Consider the following 6513-nt stretch of genomic DNA (forward strand, 5'->3'; position numbering starts at 1 on the left):
CGCTGGGAGCCGCCCGCGCGGCGCTGGAGCGCGGTGTCGAGGGCGCCGACCTGCTGATCGTGCACGACGTCGAGCTGCTGCTCCGGCTGCCCGGCGCCGACCGGCCACCGTCTGGGACGTGCGGGAGGATCCCCGGGACCTCGCCGCCGACCTGGCCGCCGACGCCCGCCTCCCGGCGGGCCTGTTCCGTTCCCTGCCCGCGCTGGTCCGCCGGATCGAGTCCCGTGCGGAGCGCCGCCTCCACCTCGTCCTGGCCGGGGAGTCCCATCAGGAGCGCTTCGCCGGCCCCCATCCGGTCGTCCCCGACACCGCGCGCGTGCCCAGGCGTCCCCCGCTGCCGCCCGGACACCAGAGCCGGGTCGTCCACCTCGGCCGGATCTCTCGCTCCAGGGGCGCGGTCGAACTCGTCGAGCTCGCCCGCCGGCTCGCCCCGCACGGGATCAGGCTGGACCTGATCGGTCCCGCCGACGGCGGGACCCGGCCGCTGCTGCGCGACGCGCAGCGCGCGGGCCTGCTCGACTGGTACGGCCACGTCCCCGACCGGCACGCCCTGCGGATGGCCGAGGGCTCGATCGCCGGGCTCTCGTTCCGGCACGACTCCCCCGGCCGGGAGCGTCCGGCGCCCACGAAGATCATCGAATACATGGCCAGGGGCATCCCGGTGGTCACCACCCCGGTCCCGGCCGCGGCCGCCCTGGTCGACCGGGTCGGCTGCGGCGCGGTCGTGCCCTTCGGGGACGTCGGCGCCGCGGTGCGGGCCGTACTGGCGCTGCGGGACGACCCCGCCGGCGCGGCGGCCATGGGCGCCCGCGGACGCGCCGAGGCCGCGCTGCACCACGACTGGTCCGGCCACGCCGGGACCTTCGTCGACCTGCTGGAGGAATGGGCGGGGGAACCGGTGACGGCGGGCCGGGAGCTTGGTTCACTGGAGGCATGGCACGCCATCTGATCCAGGGCCGCGACGTGAGCATGCCCGTGCGCGTCCGGGACGCCGCGGTCTGCAGCGCTTCCTACCTGGTACGGGCCGACGCGGCCCGGGCGGTGCTCGCCTACTCGGGGCTGGACGCCGCCGAGGTCCTGCCCGGCAGGGCCCTGTGCGCGCTGGCGTTCGTCGACTACGCCGACGGGGACCTGGACGCCTACCACGAGTTCGGCGTCGCCTTCATGATCCGGCCGCCCGAGGCGGGCCCGCCGCCGCGCCGGGGGCTGCGCGCGAACCTCGCGGAGCTGCGCCGGTCCGGGGCCGGGTTCTTCATCCACTGGCTCCCGGTCGACCAGGGCTTCACCCTGGAGGCGGGCCGGTCGATCTGGGGGTTCCCCAAGGAGCTGGCGGACATCGACCTGCGGCTGGCCTCGCCGTACAAGCGGTGCATCGTCCGCAAGGACGGCCGCCTGGTGCTCGACCTGCTGGTCAAGCCCGGGTTCCGGGTGCCGGCGCCCGCCGCGGCGACGCCCGCCGACGCCTACAGCCACCTCGACGGCGTGACCCGGCGCATCCCCTGGTCGGTCTCCCCCAGCGGGGTCCGGGCGCGTCCCGGCGGCGCGCTGATCCGGCTGGGCAACCATCCCGTCGCCAGGGAGCTGAGCGAGCTGGGCCTGCCCAAGCGGGCCCTGATGACCCTCACCGCCGACCACACCGCCATGGCCTTCGGCGAGGCCAAGGCACTCTGAGGCACGCTGAGAGGTGGTTCCGGCCGTGGAGATCCGGGAGGCCCCAGCCGCCCCGGAGGCTTCGAGCGGGCCGGACCCGGTCCGGCAGGGCCGGTCAGACGATGGGCGGGCGGCCGAGGCGGAGCATCCGCCAGGCGGTCTTCCAGCCCATGGGGCGGCGCTCGCCGGCGGGCTCCCGCAGTCCCTCGCCGAACCCCTGGAACCAGGCCTTCAGGGCCGGGCGGGAGCGCTCGCGGACCAGCGTGAGGACCACCCAGTTGAGCAGGTAGAGGAAGGCCAGGGGCCAGGGGAGGTTCCGGCGGGCCAGCCAGACGCGGTTGCGCGCGTTGAGCCGGTAGAAGTCCGCGTGGCGGGTCGGCGGGACCTGCGGGTGGTACATGACGGTCTGCGCGTCGTACTCGATGCGGTAGCCCTCGCCGAGCAGCCGCCAGGCCAGGTCGGTCTCCTCGTGGGCGTAGAAGAACCGCTCCGGCAGACCGCCGACCTGGAGGAACGCCGAACGGCGGATCGCGCAGGCGCCGCCCAGGAAGGTGGTGACCGGGGAGGACCGCTCGGGGTCCCCCGCCCGCAGGCGGGGGACGTGGCGGCGCTGCCCGGCGCCGCCGTCGGGGTCCATCACCCGGAAGGAGACGACCGCGAGGTCGTGCTCGGTGGAGAAGCGCTCCCGCAGGTGGGAGACGAGGGTCCGCTCGCCGTACCAGCCGTCGTCGTCGAGGAAGAGCACCACGTCGCCGGAGCACTCCTCGACGCCGCGGTTGCGCCCCGCCGGGATGCCCGTGTTGTGCGGGAGCCGGACCGTCTTGATCGTCGCGGACGAACCCGGCGGCACGCCGACCGAGAGCTCGGGGACGTCCGCGCCGTTGCCGACGATGACCACCTCGACGTCGCCGTCGTCCTGGTTCAGCGCGGACTCGACCGCCCGGCCCAGCTCGGGGATCCGGTTGCCCATGGTGAGAATGACGCACGAGATCTTCAACGGGTCATCGCCTTGACGCGTCGAGAGCACGTGCGGGACATACTTTCATGATCACCGAGTCTGCTGGGGCGGACGATTCTGGCTGAACTGCGGTCTGTCGATTCACCAGGGGACAAGCGTATCGGAAGCGTCGGCGAACACCCACCAAACGGCAAGGCATCCGCACCTACGACGCGCCGGGACGCCGTCCGGTTCCTCATGACAGCCGCCGGGAGGCCAGGATGCTGACCAGGTGCAGGACCATCTGCAGGGCGGCGACCACCACGCAGGCCACCGCGAGCACCCGCGTCGCGGCCAGACCGCCGCTCACCAGGTCCCAGACCGCGGCCACCACGACCAGCAGCGAGAGCTCGACCGCCTGGACGATGCGGTGGAACCTCAGCGCCGCCGCCGCCTTGCGCGCCAGGCCCAGGCCGCGCGACTGGAACTGCTCGGCCGAGGACTCCGTCGCCGCCACCAGGCCCGAGCGGGCCCGCGCCACGTCGACCAGGTCGGTCTCCGCCTTGATCAGGATCGCGCCGAGCGCCGCGCCGAAACCTGCCACGGTGTACCAGTCGGGGAGGGTCTCCGAGGCCCGGAAGCCCAGCCCGATCAGCAGGGCCGCCTCGGCGAAGTAGTGGCCGACCCGGTCGAGGTAGACCCCGGTGATGGAGGTCCGCCGCGTCCAGCGGGCCAGTTCCCCGTCGGAGCAGTCGAGCAGCAGGTAGACCTGGACCAGCAGGGCCGCGCCCACGGCCGCGCCGAGACCGGGCAGCGCCAGGACGGCGCCCGCCGCCAGGCCGCACAGGATCATCAGCCAGGTGGTCTGGTTGGGCGTGATCGGCGTCTTGGCGAGCACCCAGGTGACGTAGATCGACAGTTTGCGCATGTAGAGCACGCCGGCCCAGTGCTCGCCGCTGTTGCGCTCCATGGTCGAGTGCGGCTGGGCCACCGCGCGCAGCTCAGCGACCGACGGCCCGGACATAGTCCTCCACCCGATCCCTGATCTCCGATTCCGACAGGCGCAGGTGCTCCAGGATCGTGTAGCGCCCGGGGCGGGTCGAGGGCGCCAGCTCGACCGCCGCCGTGAACTGCTCGGCGCTCAGCCCCACGTCGCCGGGGGTGACCGGGAGGTCGTGCCCGCGCAGGCAGTCGACGACCTGGGTCAGTCGCACGGGGTCCTCACGCAGGAAGAAGCAGAAGGCCGCTCCGATCCCGGCGAGTTCGCCGTGATTGGAGGTGCCGGGATAGAGCTGGTCCACGGCATGAAGGATCTCATGATCTCCGCCGCTCGAAGGACGGGACGACCCCGCGACGACCATCGACATCCCGGACAGGATGAGCGACTCGGCCAGCACGGTCAGGAACGCGTCCGACTCGATCGAGTCGCGGCGGCCGATGACGGCCTCCGCCGAGGTGCGGGCCATCGAGCAGGCCAGGCCGTCGATCGGCTCGCCCCGCTCGGTGCTGCCCAGCTGCCAGTCCTCGATCGCCGAGAGGTTGCTCACCACGTCGCCGACCCCGGAGCGGACCAGCGCCGGGGGCGCGTCGTGCACGAAGTCGAGGTCCACCATGATGGCCAGCGGCATGGGCACGCCGAAGGAGCCCTTGCCGCTGTCGTGGGTGAGCGAGGCCACCGGCGAGCAGATCCCGTCGTGCGACAGGTTGGTGGCCACCGCCACCATCGGGATGCCGGCCAGCGAGGCGGCGTACTTCGTCGCGTCGATCGTCTTGCCGCCGCCGATGCCGACGACCGCCTCGTAGGCGCCCTTGCGCAGGTCCGCGCCGAGCGTCACGGCCGCGTCGACCGAGCCGTCCGGCACCCGGAAGACCTGGGCCTCGCCCAGGGAGGGCGCGATCACCGAGGCGATCCTGTCCCCCTGGCCGGCGCCCACCGCCACCGCCACCCGCCCGGAGGTCGCCACCCGGCTGTCGGCCAGCAGCGAGCCGAGCTCCGCGATGGCGCCCCGCCGAACCTCCATGGTCAGCGGGGCGGGGAGCATCCTGGCTAGTATCGGCACGCGATCTCCCGCGCCTTCGCCAGGTCGTCGTGGTTGTCGACCTCGACCCACGGGACGTCGCCGATGGGGGCGACCGCGATCTTCTCGCCGCGGGCGACCAGCTCCTGGTAGCCGTCCTCGTAGTACAGCTGCGGGTCGCGCTCGAAGGTGGCCTGCAGCGCGTCGGCCAGGCGCGCGCCGACGCCCGGGCGGATCAGGGTCGCGCCGATGTACTCGCCCGCCGCGGAGGCGGGGTCCATCAGCTTGGTGATCCGCTCCAGGTGCCCGTCGCCGTCGAGGACGACCTTCATCTCCTCGTCGGCCAGCTTCTTGACGTCGTCCACCGCGAGCAGGATGTCGCTCGTGGCCGGGGCCGACAGCAGCGTGTGCTCGACCGAGACCGGGTGCACGGTGTCGCCGTTGACCAGCAGCACGCCCTGGTCGAAGTAGTCGCGCGCGCACCACAGGGAGTAGGCGTTGTTCCACTCCTCGGCCTTGTCGTTGTGCACGAGGGTGAGCTTCACACCGTGCCGCCGCTCCAGCTCGGCCTTGCGCTCGTGTACGGCCTGCGCCTGGTAGCCGACGATGACCACGACGTCACGGAGGTCGGCGGCCGCGAGGTTCCGCAGCGAGATGTCCATGATCGTGGTGTCACCGTCGACCGGCACGAGCGCCTTGGGCAGCGTGTCGGTGTACGGCCGCAGGCGTCGTCCGGCCCCGGCGGCCAGCACCATTCCCAGCAACGTGCACTCCTCATCCAAGTGAGACCCTCGGCGGGCTCTCCTGGCCCCAAAGGTTAGTTCCCTTTGACCCCTGATCGTGTAATCCGAGGTTCACCAGGCATTCTCCCCCGGCGCCCGGCGCCCCGGGGAGCCCACCCCCCGCGGCCGTGCCGCCCGCGGGCCACCGCGCTCAGCCCTCCGAGGGGCCCGCTCCGGGGCGCGGAACGGCCGCCCAGTAGGTGAGGCTCTCCCAGCAGAACAGCCCCCACAGGTAGAGCGAGAGGAGCACCAGGAACGGCGTCGCCTGGCCGATGAGCCCGCCCAGGGCGACCAGCAGCATCCGCCCGTCCCAGCCCAAGCCGACCGCGGCCAGCCAGGACGGCGGCGGGGCGCCCTGGCGCACCCGGTTGACGACGTCGTAGTGGTGGAAGGCCACCGCGCCGAGCAGCGCGAAGACCAGCCACGGCGGCACGTCGTGCGCGAACCCCACCGAGGCGGTGAAGCCGTACTCGGTCAGGCGCAGGATCGGCGGGACCAGCCAGTCGAGCCGCCCGTCGTGCCGGTGGGAGCTGCCCGGCCCGGTCAGCAGCAGCACCACGACGGGGGCGAACACCGCCAGGTCGTCGCTCCCGGCCACGCCGATGCTCAGCAGCACGCCGGTCACGAACATCCCGACGAGCGCGGGGGGCAGCGGCGGGAGCTGCCCGGAGACCAGGGCCCCCATCGCCCGGGACGGCAGGCCGTCGTCGCGGTGGATCGCCACGGTGCCGCCCGGCGGGGCCGTACGCGGGGACGGTCCCGGAGGGGGACCCGCGAAAGCAGCGGTCATCGCGCCACCGACCTGCCCATCCTGCCTCCGAGCATGTAGAGGGTGGCCAGGCCGCCCCAGGCGAGCAGGGCCAGGAAGGTCACCCGGGCGTCGAACACCGCCGCGGTCACCGCGATCAGCGCCATGCGCTCCCCGATCGGAAGGACGATCACCCGCTTCAGCCGGCGGGTGAGGGCGCCCCGCTCCAGGCGGCGCGAGAGCCCGGCGACGCCGCCCGCGCCCCGTCCGCGTCCGGCCGCCCGGCGCCCCTCCCAAGTCCGCGTCCTCGTCGTCCTCGTCGTCCTCGTCCCCGGGCGCGCCGAGGAGCGGCTCCGGGGGCGGGGCCTGCGCGGGGAT

The 6513-nt window shown here is 73.5% G+C and carries 7 protein-coding genes and 1 pseudogene; 2 read left to right on the plus strand and 6 right to left on the minus strand.

What is annotated here, in order from left to right; translation table 11 throughout:
• Nucleotides 1-118 precede the first annotated feature (118 nt).
• Together ACWJ6R_RS27510 and ACWJ6R_RS27515 are read left to right on the plus strand one after the other, a co-directional pair.
• Nucleotides 119-949 carry a glycosyltransferase gene (locus tag ACWJ6R_RS27510; RefSeq protein ID WP_449065014.1) on the plus strand — a complete coding sequence of 277 codons (831 nt, stop codon included), beginning with the start codon at nt 119-121 and terminating at the stop codon, nt 947-949.
• Complete coding sequence (locus ACWJ6R_RS27515; RefSeq protein WP_449065015.1) at nt 934-1671, plus strand: acetoacetate decarboxylase family protein; 738 nt, start codon at nt 934-936, stop codon at nt 1669-1671. Before ACWJ6R_RS27510 ends, ACWJ6R_RS27515 begins: the two co-directional genes overlap by 16 nt.
• Nucleotides 1672-1765: 94 nt before the next feature.
• On the opposite strand, the gene ACWJ6R_RS27520 is transcribed toward ACWJ6R_RS27515, so the two are convergent.
• The 6 genes and pseudogenes from ACWJ6R_RS27520 to ACWJ6R_RS27545 all read right to left on the minus strand — a co-directional run.
• Nucleotides 1766-2647: a glycosyltransferase family 2 protein gene (locus ACWJ6R_RS27520; RefSeq protein WP_449065016.1), complete on the minus strand. Its 882-nt coding sequence runs from the start codon at nt 2645-2647 to the stop codon at nt 1766-1768.
• A 196-nt stretch (nt 2648-2843) separates the two neighbouring features.
• A complete protein-coding gene (locus tag ACWJ6R_RS27525) occupies nt 2844-3611 on the minus strand; it encodes a CDP-alcohol phosphatidyltransferase family protein (RefSeq protein ID WP_449065017.1) in 768 nt (255 codons plus the stop codon).
• Nucleotides 3589-4629 (minus strand): iron-containing alcohol dehydrogenase family protein, encoded by a 1041-nt coding sequence (locus ACWJ6R_RS27530; RefSeq protein WP_068894536.1) that lies wholly within the window; start codon nt 4627-4629, stop codon nt 3589-3591. Before ACWJ6R_RS27530 ends, ACWJ6R_RS27525 begins: the two co-directional genes overlap by 23 nt.
• Nucleotides 4630-4634: 5 nt before the next feature.
• Nucleotides 4635-5369 (minus strand): phosphocholine cytidylyltransferase family protein, encoded by a 735-nt coding sequence (locus ACWJ6R_RS27535; RefSeq protein ID WP_068895200.1) that lies wholly within the window; start codon nt 5367-5369, stop codon nt 4635-4637.
• 169 nt (nt 5370-5538) lie between these two features.
• Nucleotides 5539-6177 carry a DUF5941 domain-containing protein gene (locus ACWJ6R_RS27540; RefSeq protein WP_449065018.1) on the minus strand — a complete coding sequence of 213 codons (639 nt, stop codon included), beginning with the start codon at nt 6175-6177 and terminating at the stop codon, nt 5539-5541.
• A pseudogene (locus tag ACWJ6R_RS27545) lies at nt 6174-6513 on the minus strand (CDP-alcohol phosphatidyltransferase family protein); the annotation flags it as partial. The gene ACWJ6R_RS27540 and the pseudogene ACWJ6R_RS27545, both read right to left, overlap by 4 nt.

The organism is Planomonospora algeriensis (assembly GCF_977012225.1).